This window comes from Pigmentiphaga sp. NML030171 (assembly GCF_002188635.1).
Taxonomy (GTDB): Bacteria; Pseudomonadota; Gammaproteobacteria; order Burkholderiales; family Burkholderiaceae_B; genus Pigmentiphaga; species Pigmentiphaga daeguensis.
The window spans coordinates 152,707-169,239 of record NZ_NINX01000021.1; the positions used below are offsets into that span (position 1 = coordinate 152,707).

The 16,533-nt window shown below is 68.4% G+C and carries 13 protein-coding genes; 10 read left to right on the top strand and 3 right to left on the bottom strand.

Going from position 1 to position 16,533, the window contains the following annotated elements:
• Together CDO46_RS05955 and CDO46_RS05960 are read right to left on the bottom strand one after the other, a co-directional pair.
• Entirely contained in the window at positions 1 to 549 is a 549-nt protein-coding gene (locus CDO46_RS05955; protein ID WP_087837635.1) for a (2Fe-2S)-binding protein, read from the bottom strand.
• Positions 546 to 3,332, bottom strand: coding sequence for a xanthine dehydrogenase family protein molybdopterin-binding subunit (locus tag CDO46_RS05960; RefSeq protein ID WP_087837677.1), 2,787 nt, complete (start codon positions 3,330 to 3,332; stop codon positions 546 to 548). The genes CDO46_RS05955 and CDO46_RS05960 overlap by 4 nt, the downstream gene beginning before the upstream one ends.
• A gap of 292 nt (positions 3,333 to 3,624) precedes the next feature.
• Between CDO46_RS05960 and CDO46_RS05965 the strand changes: the two genes are divergently transcribed.
• From CDO46_RS05965 to CDO46_RS06010, 10 genes are all read left to right on the top strand, one after another.
• Entirely contained in the window at positions 3,625 to 5,805 is a 2,181-nt protein-coding gene (locus CDO46_RS05965) for an indolepyruvate ferredoxin oxidoreductase subunit alpha (RefSeq protein ID WP_087837636.1), read from the top strand.
• Positions 5,802 to 7,370: an indolepyruvate oxidoreductase subunit beta family protein gene (locus tag CDO46_RS05970; RefSeq protein ID WP_087837637.1), complete on the top strand. Its 1,569-nt coding sequence runs from the start codon at positions 5,802 to 5,804 to the stop codon at positions 7,368 to 7,370. Before CDO46_RS05965 ends, CDO46_RS05970 begins: the two co-directional genes overlap by 4 nt.
• A gap of 59 nt (positions 7,371 to 7,429) precedes the next feature.
• On the top strand, positions 7,430 to 8,422 hold the full coding sequence (gene dctP / locus CDO46_RS05975) for a TRAP transporter substrate-binding protein DctP (RefSeq protein ID WP_087837638.1): 993 nt from the start codon (positions 7,430 to 7,432) through the stop codon (positions 8,420 to 8,422).
• On the top strand, positions 8,419 to 8,949 hold the full coding sequence (locus CDO46_RS05980) for a TRAP transporter small permease (protein ID WP_243724374.1): 531 nt from the start codon (positions 8,419 to 8,421) through the stop codon (positions 8,947 to 8,949). The genes dctP and CDO46_RS05980 overlap by 4 nt, the downstream gene beginning before the upstream one ends.
• On the top strand, positions 8,946 to 10,262 hold the full coding sequence (locus tag CDO46_RS05985; protein WP_087837639.1) for a TRAP transporter large permease subunit: 1,317 nt from the start codon (positions 8,946 to 8,948) through the stop codon (positions 10,260 to 10,262). Before CDO46_RS05980 ends, CDO46_RS05985 begins: the two co-directional genes overlap by 4 nt.
• 461 nt (positions 10,263 to 10,723) lie before the next feature.
• Positions 10,724 to 11,977, top strand: coding sequence for a Rieske 2Fe-2S domain-containing protein (locus tag CDO46_RS05990; RefSeq protein ID WP_087837640.1), 1,254 nt, complete (start codon positions 10,724 to 10,726; stop codon positions 11,975 to 11,977).
• Positions 11,978 to 11,990: 13 nt separating this feature from the next.
• Positions 11,991 to 12,497 (top strand): aromatic-ring-hydroxylating dioxygenase subunit beta, encoded by a 507-nt coding sequence (locus CDO46_RS05995; RefSeq protein WP_087837641.1) that lies wholly within the window; start codon positions 11,991 to 11,993, stop codon positions 12,495 to 12,497.
• Between the two features lie 31 nt (positions 12,498 to 12,528).
• Complete coding sequence (locus CDO46_RS06000; protein WP_087837642.1) at positions 12,529 to 13,503, top strand: tripartite tricarboxylate transporter substrate binding protein; 975 nt, start codon at positions 12,529 to 12,531, stop codon at positions 13,501 to 13,503.
• A gap of 2 nt (positions 13,504 to 13,505) precedes the next feature.
• On the top strand, positions 13,506 to 14,708 hold the full coding sequence (locus CDO46_RS06005) for a sulfurtransferase (RefSeq protein ID WP_087837643.1): 1,203 nt from the start codon (positions 13,506 to 13,508) through the stop codon (positions 14,706 to 14,708).
• Positions 14,708 to 15,499, top strand: coding sequence for an alpha/beta fold hydrolase (locus tag CDO46_RS06010; RefSeq protein WP_087837644.1), 792 nt, complete (start codon positions 14,708 to 14,710; stop codon positions 15,497 to 15,499). Before CDO46_RS06005 ends, CDO46_RS06010 begins: the two co-directional genes overlap by 1 nt.
• A 36-nt stretch (positions 15,500 to 15,535) precedes the next feature.
• On the opposite strand, the gene CDO46_RS06015 is transcribed toward CDO46_RS06010, so the two are convergent.
• Positions 15,536 to 16,438 (bottom strand): LysR family transcriptional regulator, encoded by a 903-nt coding sequence (locus CDO46_RS06015; RefSeq protein ID WP_087837645.1) that lies wholly within the window; start codon positions 16,436 to 16,438, stop codon positions 15,536 to 15,538.
• Between the last annotated feature and the right edge of the window lie 95 nt (positions 16,439 to 16,533).

Here is a 16,533-nt window from a genome sequence, read left to right on the forward strand (position 1 = left end):
TCAGTTCTCCTTGAGGACGAGGCCGGGGGTGGCGAGGATCACCGCCTTGGCCGCCTCGAAGTAGCGTACGTAGCCGGTGCAGCGGCAGATGTGGCGGCCCAGGTGCTCGGTGATCGTGTCTTCCAGCTGGTCGGCGCGCACCGGGTGGGCCTTGAGTCGTTCCATCAGCGCGGTCGCGCCGATGACGAAGCCGGGCGTGCAGTAGCCGCACTGGAAGCTGTAGTGGTCCAGGTAGGCCTGCTGGATCGGGGTGATGGCGATGATCTTCCGCTTATCGTCGCGCTCGGCCAGGCCTTCTATGGTCCGGATACGCTTGCCGTTGAAGTAGTGGGCACCGGTGATGCAGGTACGGATCTCCTCGGTGCCGTCCGGACCGTCCAGCAGCACCGTACAGGCATGGCAGACGCCGATGCCGCAGCCGAAGCGCGATCCGGTCAGGCCCAGGTACTCGTGCAGGAAGTCGACCATCATCAAGGTGTCGGGCACGTCCATGGGCCCGACTTGCTTGCCGTTGATGGTCAGCGTCAGGGGCGAGGTCGTGATCGTCATGATTCCAGGACCTCCCGTATTTTCTCCGGCGTGACCGGCAGGTCGGTGAAGCGGTGGCCGATGGCATGCGCGATGCCGTTCACGATGGCGGCGACGATGGGGATCATGACGACTTCCGCGATGCCCTTGGGCGGATCGGTGTCGGAGATGGGCGGCAGGATGTCGCCGGTCTGGCTCCAGACGGCCACGTCGTGCGCGCGCGGCAGGTGGTAGCGGTCGAAGTTCCAGGTGCCGTTGCCGGGGCCGTCCTCGTACAGCGGCAGGTACTCGTGCAGCGCGTGGCCGATGCCCATCGCGATGCCGCCCTGCAATTGCCCCGACACCAGTTCCTCGACCACCGGCTTGCCGCATTCGAGCACCGAGTGGTGCGACAGCAGCCGCACCTTGCCGCTGGTCGGGTTGACGGCCAGCTCGGCCAGGGCGGCATTGGCGCTGTAGTAGGTGACGCCGGCGTTGTTGCGCTGGGCCGGCGGATAGAAGACGTTGGCCCGCCTGATGACGTCGTAGGGCCTGGCCGAGCGGCCGCCGTCGCCGTAGCGCACGGCCAGGCCGTCGAGCGGGCGCCGGACGGTCGTGCCGCCCACGTCGAAGTCGGCCTCGGCCCATTGCCAGCGGTTGAAGGTATGGCCCACGGCGGCGGTCACCAGGTTGGCCTCGTAGGCGGCCTTGACCAGGCGCTCGAGCGGCAGCGGTTCCAGGCCGTTCGCGGTCAGGCCGCGTTCGGTCCAGCGCGCGTCCTCGCGCCGCACGACCAGGGGCGCGGCCTGGCCGCCACCCGCGCCGCGGGTCCAGATGGCCATCGCCGCCGGCCACAGTCCGTGCTCGAACACGACACGGGCCGTTTCCTTCGTGGCGTGCCCGAAGAAGTAGACGGAGTTGCTGGCGCTGGAGGGCGAGGCGTGGACCGGCGTCCACATCGGATCGGCGGCCAGCCGGTCCTGTTCCTCCTGCTTGACCGTGTAGGTATCGACGTTGCCGACCATGGGCAGGTCGGACCAGTCGGTAACGGCGGTGCGCACTTCGTCGGCGGGGCGGCCGAACCATTCGGCGCACATCACGGCCTGCGAGGTGCTCATGCCGGTGCCGATCTCGACGCCGGTATGGTGCAGCACGATGCGGCCTTCGCTTGTCAGCTCCACGCGCACGAAGGCGGCCTCGCCGCCGGTGCCGAAGTCCTTCTGCACGCAGGCGAAGCCCACGCCATAGCGTTCGTTCGGATGGGCGGCCTCGTAGTCGAGCTTGCGCTGCGCCCGTTCGGCCCACAGCGGATGGCGGCGCGCGCGCTCGAGCACCTCGTCCACCCGCAGGGCGCCGCCGGCGATGGCGCCCTGGGTGTTCTTCATGCCCGACAGCAGTGCGTTGCGGATACGGAACTCGATCGGATCGAGCCCCAGTTCCGCCGCCATCTCGTCGATCATCATCTCGGTGGCGGCCATGCTTTGCAGCGTGCCGTAGCCACGCGCCGAGCCCGCGTCGATGGCCCGCGTGGCCTCGGCCACGGCGATCAGGTCGTTCTTGGGGAAGTAGTACACCGACTGCGCGGCGGTGGCCGCCACCATGACCACCGAGGGCGAGAAGTTCGCGCGTCCGCCGCCGTTGCCGGTCAGCGTGCCCTGGAAGGACTGGAGCTTGCCGGTCTTGCGGTCTACCGCCATGGTGTACTGCATGTCGAAGGCGTGGCGCTTGAGCGAGGTCTGGAAGTGCTCGAAGCGGTCGACCGCGAAGCGCACCGGATGGCCGTCGCCGTACAGCGCGGCGACCAGGCCGTAGAACGGCACGTTGCAATGGTCCTTGGAGCCGTACCCGACCGTGTAGCAGGGGTGCACGAACAGGTGTTCCAGCGGGAAGCCGCTGTCGGCCACCATCTTGGCGGCGGCCTCGGCCACTTCCTGCGGCGATTGCGTGGCCAGCACCATGTGCAGGGAACGGGTGGCCGGGTCATACCAGCAGTTCGCGTTGTCGGGCTCGAGCGCGGCGGTGTCGATGGACTGCGTGGTGTAGCGTCGTTTCATGACCAGCCAGTCGGCGGGCGGCGAGGCCAGTTCCGCGCCGATCTGCTCGGCCGCGCGCATGCCCTGCGCGTCGATGCTGTCCTCGGCCTTGGTGGAGGGCCAGATCAGTGTCTTCTTTTCCGTGGGGAAGAGCGGGCTGTCTTTCAGGCTGGAATAAGCATCTTCGTCGTCGGGCGAGGCGCCGCCCACGCGCACGTAGCGGAACACGCCCCAGGGCTCGCGGTCGAGCGGCCCCGTGGTCGCGCCGTAGCGGATGACGTCGCGGGCGGCGCGCAGCCGGCCGCGGGCGAGCTGGTAGCGCGCGAAGTCGTGGAAGATCAGGATGGCGACCGCGTGTCCCAGGTAGGCCGGCGTCTTGCCGGCGGGCAGCAGCATGTCGTCGCCGTAGAAGCTGGGGAAGGCGAGCTTGTCGCGGGCCAGATCCTCGGCCGTGACGACGCGGTCGGGCTTGAGGTCATCGCCCAGCGGCGCGAGGTCGAAACCCTCGTAGAGCCGGTCGGCCAGCGTGGCGCGAAGGATCAGCGCGTGGGACTGCTGCTTGGGCCAGTGCGGCATGTCGGCGGCGCGGATGTCGCGGGCGAAGACCTTGCCGCCGACCACCTTCTCGTGGCCGTCGACCCGGAAGCGGGTGCGGCCGCTGGCCCGGTTCCATTCGGGACCGCGGAAGATGCGTTCCTCGAACAGGGCGCCGAAGGCGGCGCTGTACAGGGGGGCGATCCACACCGTGACGCCGCCCACCGCGATGGCCTTCAGGAAGCCACGGCGGGACATGCCGGCTCCGGTGGAGTCCGCGCGGGCCGTCGGGTTCCAGGCAGGATCTTGCTTCACAGCACGCTCCTTGCAGCAAAACCGCAGCTGTCATGCTGGCAGCAAAGGATGGATTTATCAATACCGGAAAATGTAGGGAATCAAGACAGGCCGGGCCGATATTCATGGATGATCCTTATAGGGATTATCCGGGGTATTCACAAAACAAATGTGGGATATACGAATAAACCATTAGCCCACGGCCCGCCGCTGGAGAAGAATGATGCGCTGACACCAGGCAGAGGAGAACGGGACCATGGCGGAGCGTTCGTTCACGAACGAGGTCGGCAAGCTGAAGCTGGGAGAGGGCGAGGAGTTCCGCGGCGAGGGGATCCTGGCGGTGACCAAGGCCCTGCTGCAGTCCGGCGTGTCGTACGTGGCGGGATACCAGGGAGCGCCGATCTCGCACCTGATGGATGTGCTGACCGACGCGAACGACATCCTGGAAGAGCTGGGCGTGCACTTCGAGCACAGCGCCTCCGAGGCGACGGCCACCGCCACCCTGGCGGCCTCGGTCAACTATCCGCTGCGCGGCGCCGTCACCTTCAAGTCCACCGTGGGCACCAACGTGGCCTCGGACGCGCTGGCCAACCTGGCCTCGGGCGGCGTGACCGGCGGCGCGCTGCTGATCGTGGGCGAGGACTACGGCGAAGGCTCCAGCATCATGCAGGAGCGCTCGCATGCCTTCGCGATGAAATCGCAGGTCTGGCTGCTGGACCCCCGCCCCAACCTGGAAAGCATGGTGGGCGCGGTGGAGCGGGGCTTCGAGCTGTCCGAGGCCAGCAATACGCCGGTCATGCTGCAGCTGCGCATCCGCGCCTGCCACGTGCATGGCCGCTTCACCACGCGGGCCAACAAGCGGCCGGCGTTCACGCTCAAGGACGCCATCGAGAATCCCGAGCGCGACGTCAACCGCATCGTGCTGCCGCCGGCCTCCTACCTGCACGAACAGGAAAAGGTGGCCAAGCGCTGGCCGGCGGCGGTGCGCTACATCGTCCAGCACGGCATGAACGAGTTCTTCGGCGCCGACGACCGGGACATCGGCATCGTCATGCAGGGAGGCATGTACAACGGCGTGCTGCGCGCGCTGGAGCTGCTGGGGCTGGCCGATGCCTTCGGCCAGTCGCGGATTCCCCTGTACGTGCTGAACGTGACCTATCCCCTGGTGGACGAGGAGTTCGTCCGCTTCTGCGCCGGCAAGCGCAGCATCCTGATCGTGGAAGAAGGGCAGCCCGACTACATCGAGCAGGCGGTGCACGCCATCCTGCGGCGTGCCGACCTGAACACGCGCGTCCATGGCAAGGACGTGCTGCCGATGGCGGGCGAATACACCGGCGGCGTGCTGCTCAAGGGATTGGCGGAGTATGTGCGCCGCTACGAGCCCGGCCTGCTCGAAGGGCGGACGCTGCCTCGCGCCGCGCGGCCGGCCTCGCCCGCGCGCATGCCGGACAATCCCAAGGCCTTCGCCATCCAGCGTGCTTCCGACCAGGTCCAGGGCCGGCCGCCGTCGTTCTGCACCGGCTGTCCGGAACGGCCCATCTTCACCGCCATCAAGCTGGTCGAGCGCGAACTGGGCCGGCACCACATCAGCTGCGACATCGGCTGCCATCTGTTCTCGGTGCTACCGCCCTTCAACCTGGGCGCCACCACCATGGGCTACGGCCTGGGGTGGGCCGGCGCCTCGGCGCTGAACACGCGCGAGACTTCCCGCCGCACCATCTCCATCATGGGCGACGGCGGGTTCTGGCACAACGGCCTGACCAGCGGCGTGGGCAACGCCGTGTTCAACGAGACCGACAACGTGCTGCTGGTGGTGGACAACGGCTATTCGGCCGCCACCGGCGGACAGGACGTGCTGTCGTCCAAGGCCGAGAACCCCATACGCAGCACCAACAACCCCATCGAGAACGCCGTGCGGGGGGTGGGCGTGAAGTGGGTGCGGACGGTGACGCGCACCTACAGCGTGGCGCAGATGCGCGACACGCTGCGCGAGGCGCTGACCACGCGCGAGAAGGGGCCGAAGGTGGTGGTGGCGCAAAGCGAATGCATGCTGAACAAGCAGCGCCGCGTGCGTCCGCTCATGCGCAAGGCCATAGGCGAAGGCCGGCGGGTCGTGCGCGAGCGCTTCGGCGTGGATCCCGATACGTGCACCGGCGACCATTCCTGTATCCGCCTGTCCGGTTGCCCCTCGCTGACCATACGGGACAATCCCGATCCGCTGCGCACCGATCCGGTCGCGGCGGTGGTGGACAGTTGCGTGGGCTGCGGACTGTGCGGCGAGGTGTCGCACGCGGCGGTGCTATGCCCATCGTTCTACCGGGCCGAGATCATCAACAACCCGGGACGCTGGGACAAATTCAAGGCGCGCGTCAGGAAGGCCGTCATCGGCGCCTTGCAGCGCCGCATCGACCGTCGGCTGGAGGGATTGGCGGCATGAGCATCGGCAACGAGACAGGCGCGCCGCGCGCGCTGACCATCGCGGTGCTGGCCATGGGCGGCGAGGGCGGCGGGGTGCTGGCCGACTGGCTGGTGGACCTGGCCGAGCACAACGGTTACCTGGCCCAGACCACCTCGGTGCCGGGCGTGGCCCAGCGCACGGGCGCGACGGTGTACTACATCGAGATGTTCCGCGAGGCGGACGTGCCGCCGGGCAAGGCGCCGGTCATGGCGCTGGGGCCGGTGCCCGGCGAGGTCGACGTGGTCATCGCCTCCGAGCTGATGGAGGCGGGCCGCGCCTTGCAGCGGGGCCTGGTGGCGGACGACCGCACCACGCTGATCGCGTCCACCCACCGGGTGTATTCCATGACGGAGCGCACGGCGATGGGCGACGACCGGGTCGATTCGGCCGCGCTGCTGGAAGGCGGACGGGTGGCGGCGCGGCGTTTCGTGGCGGCCGACTTCAGCCGGATCGCCGAGGACGCCGGCAGTCCCATCAGTCCGGCGCTGTACGGGGCGCTGGCGGCGACGGGCGCGCTGCCCTTCGGCCGCGAACGGTTCGAGGATGCCATCCGCCGCGGGGGCGTGGGGGTGAAGGCCAGCCTGGAGGCCTTCGCCGCGGGCTTCGACGCCGCCATCGCCGGCCAGGAGACGGTGCTGCACGAGACCACCGTGCGGCGCGAGGTGCCGGCGGCGGCTTCGCCGGCGGAGGCATCCGCGGCCCCCGGCCGGCTGCCCGCTGCCGTCGGCCCCCGGCTGGCGTCCCTGGAAGAGCGGATGGCGCGCGAATTCCCGGCCAAGTGCCACGCGGTGCTGCGCGCCGGCCTGGTCCGCGCGGCCGACTACCAGGACGTGGCCTATGCCGGCGAGTACCTGGACCGGCTGGTCCCGCTGCTGTCCGCGCTGCCGGATCGCGGCGCCGCCAGCATGGAGGTATTGTCCGAGACGGCGCGCCACCTGGCCTTGTGGATGACCTACGAGGACGTGGCGCGGGTGGCGGACCTGAAGACGCGCGGCGCGCGCTTCGCCCGCGTGGCCGCCGAGGTGCGGCTGACGCCGGCGCAGCAACTGGAGATCAATGAATTCATGCACCCCCGGCTCGAGGAACTGGCCGACGCCATGCCCGCCTGGCTGGGACGGTGGATGATGCGCAGCGCCTTCGCGCGGGCCTGCATCGGGCCGTTCACGCGCAAGGGCCGGGTGGTGCGCACCAGTTCGCTGCGCGGTTTCCTGCTGCTGTACGCGGTGGCGGGGCTGCGCGGCATGCGCCGGGCGTCGCTGCGCTATCGGGTCGAGCGCGAGCGCATGGATCGGTGGATGGAGGCCATCGTCTCGCTGGCGGCCGGGCAGCCGGCGCTGGCCGTGGAAGTGGCGCGCGCGCAGCGGCTGATCAAGGGCTACGGCGACACCCACGTGCGCGGCTGGGGCAATTTCCAGCGCATCATGTCGGTGTTGCCGGCGCTGCGGCAGGCCGACGACGGCCCCCCGCGCCTGCGGGCGCTGGTCAAGGCGGCCCTGTCGGACGACAGCGGCCGCGCGCTGGAGGAAAAACTCGCGACCGTCTAGGATGAGGCGGCGCCATCACGCAGCACTTCGTAGGTACAAGAAAAGACAGGAGACAACGCATGAAATTTCCGCTCGTCAAGGCAGCCGCCGCTTTCCTGGCCTGCGCGGCCATGTCCGCCGGCCCCGTCCAGGCCCAGCAGGCCACGCTGCGGCTGATCTCGGCCTTTCCCGAGAACGGCATCTACGTGCAGCACCTGCAGGCATGGGTCAAGAAGTTCAACGAGGAAGGTAAGGGGGTGCTGCAGCTCAACTTCCTGGGCGGCCCCAAGACCATGCCCCCGTTCGAGGTGGGCAACGCGGTCAAGACCGGCGTGGTGGACATCGCGCTGAACACCGGCGCCTTCTACACCAACGTGCTGCCCGAGGCCGACTTCCTGAAGCTCAGCGACGTCCCGGTCGCCGAGCAGCGCAAGAACGGCGCGTTCGAGGCCATCAACAAGGTCTGGAACGAGAAGGGCAACATGCAGTACCTGGCCCGCATGGTCGAACACCAGCCCTTCCACCTGTACATCAACAAGAAGATCGACAAGCCGGACCTGACGGGGATGAAGATCCGCATCACGCCGGTCTACCGCGAGTTCTTCCAGGCCCTGAACGCCAACGTCATCACCACGCCTCCGGGCGAGGTCTACACCGCGCTCGAGCGCGGCGTCGTGGATGGCTATGGCTGGCCGATAGGCGGCATCTTTGACCTGAACTGGCAGGAGAAGACCAAGTTCCGCGTGGACCCGGGCTTCTACGACGCCGAGGTCTCGCTGATCATGAACCTGCCGGCCTACAAGAAGCTGACCCCGCCGCAGCTGGCCTACCTGAACAAGCAGTTGCTGGCCCTGGAAGCGCAGAACGGCTTCTGGGACCGCTACGCCGAGGAAGAAACCGCGCGGCAGGCCAAGGCCGGCATCCAGACCATCAAGTTCGACGATGCCACCGCCAGGCGCTATCGCGACATGGCCTACGAAGTGGGCTGGGCCACCGCGGCCAAGCAGAGCCCCGAGGTCGCGGCGCGCTTCAAGTCGCTGCTGTCCCGTCCGGCCGCCGGCAGCCGTCCATGATCGCGCGCGTGTCCGCCGCCTACGGGCGGCTGCTGACGGCGCTGGCCGCCGTGGGATGCGCGTTGCTGCTGGCCATGATGCTCATCATCGTGGCCGACGTGCTGCTGCGCAACCTCGCCATCGCCGGCCTGCCCCGCGGCCTGGCCTGGAGCAACGAGGTGTCCGAGGCCATGCTGTATCTCCTCACGCTGTGCCTGGCGCCCTGGCTGCTGCGCCAGGGCCAGCACATTCGCGTGGACATCGTGCTGCAGGCCATTCCGCGCCGCGTGGCCTGGGGGCTGGAATGGCTCGGCGACGTCCTGGGCCTGGGATGCTGCCTGGCGATCGCCTGGTATGGCGCCCAGTCGGCCTGGGCCAGCTACCAGTCGGGCGCCATGAACATCAAGACGCTGGTCACGCCGGAATGGTGGATGCTGGCGCCGCTGCCCGTGGTGTTCCTGCTGCTGGCGGTGGAAATGCTGTTCCGCATGCACCGCCTGCTGCATGCCGAGGCGGGCCCGCGCAACGAAGCGGTGAGCGCATCATGAGCTGGCAGATCGCGGCCTGGATCCTGCTGGGCGGATCCACGGTGCTGCTGTTCATCGGCATGCCCGTGGCGCTGACCTTCATCTCCATCAATATCATCGGCGCGTGGCTGTACATGGGAGGCGAGATCGGGCTGATGCAGCTCGCCCGCAATAGCGTCAGCTCGGTGGCGGCCTTCTCGCTCACGCCCATTCCGCTGTTCGTGCTGATGGGCGAGGTGCTGTTCCACACCGGCCTCGCGCTCAAGGTGATCGACGGCATCGAACGGCTGATCACGCGCGTGCCGGGCCGCCTGGCCGTGGTCGCGGTGGTGGCCGGAACGGTGTTCTCGGCCATTTCCGGATCGACCATCGCCACCACCGCCATGCTGGGATCGCTGATGCTGCCGGTCATGCTGTCGCGCGGCTACCATCCCCGCATCGCGACCGGCCCCATCATGGCCATCGGCGCCGTGGACATGCTGATCCCGCCGTCGGCGCTGACCGTGCTGCTGGGTTCGCTGTCGGGCATCTCCATCTCCAAGCTGCTGATAGGCGGCGTGATGCCGGGGATCATCCTGTCGGTGGCCTTCGTGCTGTGGATCGTGGTGCGCGTGCGCATCACGCCGTCCTGGGCGCCGGCGTCCGATACCGGCGAGCGGCGCACCGGCTGGGCGCGATGGAACCTGTTCGTGGCCTACGTGCTGCCCACGCTGTCCATCTTCGGCGTCGTGGTGGGGGCGCTGGCGGCGGGTTGGGCCACGCCCACCGAGTGCGCGGCGCTGGGTTCCTTCGCCACCATGCTGCTGGCCGCGCTCTACCGGCGCCTGACCTGGGAAGCCGTGGTCAAGTCGCTCAAGGGAACGGCTGCGATCTCGGGCATGATCCTGTTCATCATCCTGGGTGCCACGACCTTCGCCCAGATCCTGTCGTTCTCGGGGGCGAGCAACGGCCTGGTGGAGACGATCACCGGCCATGGCCTGTCCACCGGCATGATCGTGCTGGGCATGATGCTGATGCTGATCTTCCTGGGCATCTTCGTCGACCAGATCAGCATGATGATGATCACGCTGCCGATCTTCATGCCCATCGTCGGCGTGCTGGGCATCGACCCGGTGTGGTTCGGGGTCATGTTCCTGATCTGCATGCAGCTCGGCCTCCTGCTGCCGCCGCATGGGCTGCTGCTGATGACCATGCGCGGCGTGGCGCCGCCGTCGGTCTCCATGGGGACGATCTTCATCGCGGTCGTGCCCTACGTGGTCATGAGCCTGTTGTTGCTGGGCGCGGTGTTCTTCCTGCCGGGCATCGCCACCTGGCTGCCGAAGATGATCGGCTAGCCTGGGCTGAATCGCCATGCATGGCATCCATGATGACTGGCCTCAACTGCAGGGACTGAGATATTGAACCGTCCTTGACCGGTGGGGTGGGGCGGCCCGCGGTGGGGCGCAGCGTAGCCGGTCCCGCTGCGCGGGACTTCCCGGAGTTGGCGCGGTTGGCGGGGCGGGCGTGAACTCGCGCGGGGACAGTCCCCCGGACTGTCCCTACTGCCGCGCTCAGACATGCACGCCCTTGCTTCCCCGCCAACCGCGCCAACTCCGGCGGCTCCGAATGCGCCCCACCGCGGGCCGCCCCACCCCACCGATCAAGGACTACGGCGGTGATGAGTGACGCCCATAATTGAATGGGATTTGCATCAAAAGTGGGATGATGAGTTCCAGCCATGTGGCTATGCCCCGGCCGGGCAAGTCCTTACCATCGCTCCGTCGCCCCAAGTTCGCGAGGCGTATTGGAGAAAACGATGGAGGCAGGAGAGGCGCTGGTCGACTGGCCCAGCGAAGGCATCACCCGGGTGCCGTTCCAGGTCTTTTCCGACCGGGAGGTCTACGACAGGGAACAGCAGCGGATCTTCCGCGGCCCGGTCTGGCAGTTTCTCTGCATCGAGCAGGACATTCCCGAACCGGGCGACGTGGTCACGTCCTGGATGGGCGAGACGCCGGTGATCGTCGCGCGTGACCACGATGGCCGCATTAACGCCATGGTCAACCGCTGTGCCCACAAGGGCGCGCTGGTCGCGTTGAAGAGCAAGGACAAGGTCAAGAATCTGACCTGTGTCTACCATGCGTGGTCATACCGGCTGGACGGCCGGTTGCGGTCCATCGCTTTCCAGAACGGCGTCAACGGCAAGGGCGGCATGCCCGAGGATTTCGACGTCGAGGCGCACCGGCTGCAGCCGGTGCGCGTGCAGGCCTTCTGCGGGCTGGTGTTCGGCACGCTGTCGGACGAGACGCCGCCACTGGACGAGTTCCTGGGGCCGCGCATGAGCGCCTTCATCCAGCGCAACTTCGGCCGGCCGCTGAAGGTGCTGGGCCGGCATAGCCAGATCATCCACAACAACTGGAAACTGTATGCCGAGAACGTGCGGGACTCCTATCACGCGACGCTGCTGCATACCTTCTACACCACGTTCAAGGTCAACCGGCTGGACATGGACGGGGGCATCATCCTGTCCGACCGCAAGTGGCACCACATCAGCTATTCCAAGCGCGCCACCTTCAATCTCGACAAGGAGTACCTGACGGCCGAGGTGCACTCCGCCAAGTACGGCGCCAAGCACGGCGAATCGGCGCTGGAAGGCCCCGAACTGCTGGACGCCTGGGAAGAGTTCGACGACGGCATCACCCACAGCATCCAGACCGTGTTTCCCAACGTGGTGTTCCAGTTCACGCTCAACTCCCTGGCTATCCGGTTCTTCGTGCCCCAGGGCGTGGACAGGACCGAACTGAAATGGATATTCCTGGGCTACGAGCGCGACACGCCCGAGCAGTCGAAGATGCGCATCATGCAGTCGAACCTGACGGGCGCGGCCGGCCTGGTGGCCCTGGAGGACGGCTGCATCAACGAGTTCGTGCAGCGGGGCACGGTGGGGGCGGGCCAGCGCGCGGCGTTCATCGAGATGGGCGGCCGCGTGGCCGAGTCGAACGAGTCGTCGCGCGCCACCGAGGCCTCGGTCCGGGGGTTCTGGCACGGCTATCGCGACATCATGGGATTCTGACGGAACGCTGATCATGCAGACCACACTTCGTACTGCTTCTTCCCCCGCCGTGCGCGAGGACGTCCAGGCCGCGATCGTACGGCTGATGGCCGACTATGCCCACGCGCTGGACGACGACGAACTGGAGTCCTGGCCGGACTTCTTCACCGACGATGGCACCTACCGGCTGACCACGCGCGAGAACGTGGCGGCCGGGCTGCCCGTGGGCATCATCCATTGCGAGGGGCGCGGCATGCTGCGCGATCGCATCGCGGCGCTGCGTACCGCCAACATCTTCGAGCCGCATTGCTACACGCACGTGCTGGGACCCAGCCGGGTCGCCGCGGTGGGCGACGGCATCTGGCGCGTGCGGTCGAATTTCAGCGTCTATCGCACGTTCGAGAGCGGGGAATCCCGGCTGTACGGCGTCGGCAAGTACCTGGACATCGTGCATGCCCAGGGCGACGGCCCGCGCCTGCGGGAACGCGTGGTCGTGCTGGATTCGCGCTGCGTCGACGTGCTGACCGTCATTCCACTATAACGGGCGCGCCGCGCACCGGAGGAGACACATCATGAAGAAAAGCTTGAAAGCCGCCGGCCTGGCCGCCGCGGCATGGGCCGCCTGTATCGCGCCGTCGCAAGCCGCCGACGACACCGATTGGCCGCGGCATGCCGTGCGGCTGATCGTGCCCTACGCGCCGGGCGGCATCGCCGACCAGATGGCGCGCATCACGGCCGAGGCGTTGCAGGCCGCGTTCAACCAGCCCTTCGTCGTCGAGAACAAGCCGGGCGCCAGCGGCAGCCTGGCGACGTCCTACGTGGCCAAGAGCAAGCCCGACGGCTATACGCTGCTGGTGGGCCTGGCCGCGCCCCAGACCCTGAACCAGTTCATCTACAAGGTGGACTACCACGGGCTGAACGATTTCGCGCCGGTGGCGTTGCTCAACACCAATCCGCTGATCCTGGCCGTGCATCCCTCGCTGCCGGTCAAGACGGTGGCCGATGTGATTGCGTATGCACGCAAGTATCCCGGCAAGCTGAACTTCGGCGGCGCCGGGGGACTGACGCAGTTCGCCGGCGAGGTCTTCAAGTACGACACCAAGACCGACATGGTGCACGTGCCCTACCGGGGGGGCGCGCCGGCCGTGGCGGCCGCCGTGGCCGGCGACGTGCAGATGACCTTCGCCAACTATTCCGACGTGCAGCCCTGGATCGAGTCCGGCCGGCTGCGCGCGGTCGCCATCACCAGTCCCAAGCGCTATCCCCGCAATCCCGACCTGCCCACCATCGCGGAGTCGGGCGTGCCCGGGTACGGCATGGACGGCTGGACCGGATTGCTGGCGCCCGCCGGCACGCCGCCCGCCGTCGTGCGGAAGATCTCGGCGGTGGTGCGCAAGACGCTGAACGAACCCGCGATGAAGGACAAGCTCGGGGCCATGGGCAGCCCGCCCGGGAACATGTCGCCGGAGGAGTTCCGGACCTTCATGGCCGGCGAGATCAAGCGCTGGCAGGGTTTCGTGGCCGAGTCCGGCATCAAGGTGGAATAGGCATGGCCAACGAGCGTGAAGCCGCCCCGATGCCGACCGGACCACTGATCGCCGCCTCCGACCTGGCCCGCATCGCGGGCAGCGCGGGCGTGGCCATCCTGGACTGCACCAGCCACCTGCCCGCGGAGCGGCGCGACGCGCGCCGCGAATTCGAGGCGGCGCACATACCGGGCGCGCGTTTCGTGGACCTGGCCGAGATCAGCGATCCGGCGTCCGGCCTGCCCACGATGCTGCCGCCGGTGGCGCAGTTCGAGGCCGTCATGCGTGGACTGGGCATCCAGGCCGGGGATCTGGTCGTGGTCTACGACACTCACGGCATACGCACCGCGCCACGGCTGTGGTGGATGTTCCGGGGCTACGGCCACGAGCGCGTGGCGGTGCTGGACGGCGGGTTGCCCGCGTGGCGGGCCGCCGGCGGCGCGGTGGAGCAGGGCCCGGCCGCGCCCGCGCGGGAAGGGGACTGGAGCGCGATGCGCGAGCACGACGCGGTGGCCGATACCGCCGCCACGCGCGCTGCCGCTGCGCACGCCTCGTCCCAGGTGGTGGACGCGCGCAGCGCCGAACGCTTCCGGGGCCTGGCGCCCGAGCCGCGGCCGGGACTGCGCGCCGGCCACATCCCGGGCAGCGTCAACCTGCCTTACGAACAACTGCTCGACCCGGTTTCGCATGCCTACCTGCCTGACGACCGGCTGGCCGAGGTCATGCGGGCGCATGGGCTCGGGCTGGGGCGGGACACCCGCTTCGTCTGCTCCTGCGGATCCGGCGTGTCGGCCTGCGTGCTGGCCCTGGCCTTGCACAAGCTGGGCGAACGCGACGTCAGGGTCTACGACGGGTCCTGGACGCAATGGGGCAGCGATGCGGCCTTGCCGGTCGAGACGGGGGACGGCCATGTCTATGCCTTGAAGACCTACGTGGCGGCTCCCGGCAAGTTCGCCGCCATGCGCGACCGCTTCCTGTCATCGGCCGCGCCCCTGCTGGCCGAGCAAGGGTTGATGCTGGAACGAAGCTGGACGCCGCCCGAGGCGCCCGACACCTTCGTCTACCTGCTGAAATGGCGGTCGGGCGTGGATTTCGACCAGGCCTGGGACGCGTTCGCGCGGGATCCGCGCTGGCTGGAGGTCAAGCGCCGCTCGGAAGCGCAGGGACCCCTGATCGCCCGCCAGGAGTCTATGATGCTGGGTACTTCAACAGGGGAGATGCGGTGATGAGCGCGCAGGGCAAGTTCGATGCGGGGTCGGGCCTTTACTACACGGTGCAGGGGCCGTCGGCGGGCGAGGCGGTGCTGCTGGTCCATTCGATCATGTCCGACGGGGAAAGCTGGGCGCGGCAGGCCGCCTGGCTGGCGCGCACGTACCAGGTGGTCGCCATCGACCTGCCGGGCCATGGCCGGGCGCCTGTCGCCGGCGAGGTGACGCTGCCCGGCCTGGCCGATGCGATCACGCGGCTGGCCGACACGCTCGGTCTTGCGCGCTTCCATTTCATGGGCGTATCGCTGGGCGCCATGATCGGCTTCGACCTGGCCACGCGCCATGCCGCGCGGCTGGCCAGCCTGGTGGCATGCGATGCGCCGTCCAGCACGCCGGACAACTACGGGGCGCTGTGGGACGAGCGGATCGCGCGCGCCAGGCGCGACGGCATGGCGGCGCTGGCGGACGAGACCTTGGCGCGCTGGTTCACGCCGGCCACGCTGGCGGAGCAGCCGGCCCTCGTCGCGCGGGTCCGCGAGCAGATCCTGAAGACGCCGGTGGAAGGCTATGCGCATTGCGCGCGGGCGATCAGCCGCTTCGACTATCGCGACGGGCTGGCGCGCAGCCCGGTCAGGGCAACGCTGACGGCGGGCGAGGCCGACGGGGTCATCGTGCCGGCCATGCGCGAGCAGGCGCGGGCGATGCCGCATGCCCAATGGGTGGAGATACCCGGGGCCGGGCACCTGCCCCAGCTCGAGAATCCGGCCGCCTTCGAGGCCATGATGGCGGGGCACTTCGGCAAGGCGTAGGCGCCTGCGCGGGGTTCCCGCTGGCGTGACCAGGCCCTAAGCGTCCTGCGACTTGCGGATGGCGTCCGCCAGGTATTTGAGCATCGCCCGGGTGGCACGGGGCACGCTGGTGCGCGAGACGATGTAGGCATTGAGCGGCAGGCGGGGCTCCCACTCGGGAACGATGCGCTTGAGGCGTCCGCCGGGCACGTAATCGCGTCCCAGGATCTCGGGGATCAGCCCCACGCCGGTTCCGCAGGCCACCATCTCGCGCAGCAGGCGGATGCTGTTCACGCGCGCCCGCACCCGCCCCAGCGCGGAGCGGCCCGCGCCCGACGGCACGGTGTTCCACAGGCTTTGTCCGGACTGCAGCTCGGTCACCACCCAGTCGAGCGCGGGCAGCGTGGCCAGGGATATGGGCTGGGGCAGGCCGGCTTCATAGGCGGGGCTGCAATAGAGCCCGTAGCGGATCTCGCCCAGCTTGCGCACCGTCAGCCGCGACGGCTTGGGCTCGCCGAAGGCGATCAGGATGTCCACGCCTTCGCCGATCAGGTCGATGGGCCGCGTGGTGGTGTCGACCACGATCTGCAGGTCGTTGTGTTCCAGGGCGAATTCCGAGATGGCCTGCCCCAGCCACGCCGTGCCGAACTCGATGGGCATCGCGACGTTCAGCGTGCCCGACATGCTGGTGGCGCTGCGTGCGATCTTGCGCGCGATGCTGTCGCGGGCGCGCGCGATGTCCGCGCACTCCTGCAGCAGGTCCAGGCCCAGGGCGGTGGGCGAGACCTTGCGCGTATTGCGTTTGAGCAGCATCGCGCCGCAGCTTTTCTCCAGCGCGATCAGGCGGCGGCTGAGCGTGGCGCGCGGCACGCCCAGCTTGTGCGCGGCCGACGTGAGCGAGCCGCTTTCCACCACGGATTGGAACAGCATCAGATCGTCGAGGTCGAGTGACAGATGCATGTCGCGGCCTTACCCCTTTAGCGCTATGTCCTATTGCGTATAGGCATGTTAGCGCACGCTACCTAGACTTCGTTCCTATATCCATGGCGGGACGC